The sequence below is a fragment of the Paenibacillus sp. R-74696 genome, from assembly GCF_055814915.1.
Genome location: NZ_JBPULM010000011.1, coordinates 1 through 530 on the forward strand (window position 1 = coordinate 1; position 530 = coordinate 530).

The 530-nt window shown below is 62.5% G+C and carries 1 protein-coding gene; it reads right to left on the reverse strand.

Features of this window, described 5'->3' with window-relative positions; all coding sequences use genetic code 11:
- Positions 1-530: phosphopantetheine-binding protein (locus ACSR9A_RS02140; RefSeq protein ID WP_473755383.1), on the reverse strand; the 530-nt coding region annotated here is incomplete at both ends.

Below are 530 nucleotides of genomic sequence, written 5' to 3' on the forward strand. Positions count from 1 at the left end.
AGCTGCTGCATCGCCACGCTCAGCGCCACGCGGTCAAACCGCTCTTCCCGATACAGCATGACCGCCTGGTTGAAATGGTGCAGGTCGACGGAATCACGTTCCACCAGCCAGCGCTGAATGGGCGTCAGCGGCACCGCTCCGTGTACCTCTCCTTGTTCCGCCGTGCGGGTAATCGCCGTCAGATGGGTGCTTAGCTGCGCCACCACCGGATAGCGGAATAACGTCTTCATTTCCATCTTGTACCCGGCTTGCAGCAGCCGGGAAGCGACTTGAATCGCTTTGATCGAGTCGCCGCCCAGATCAAAGAAATGGTCATGGATGCTCACCTCGGGCACGCCGAGCACTTGCTGCCACACCGTCACCAGCGCGTGCTCCATCGCCGTGCGAGGCGGAGCATACGGAAGGTGCGAGGCCTGAGCCTCTGGCATCGGCAGCGCCTGACGGTCCACTTTGCCGTTGGCCGTGAGCGGCAGGCTCTCCATCTGCACGAAGGAGGCCGGCACCATATAGGCGGGCAAGGAAGCCGACAG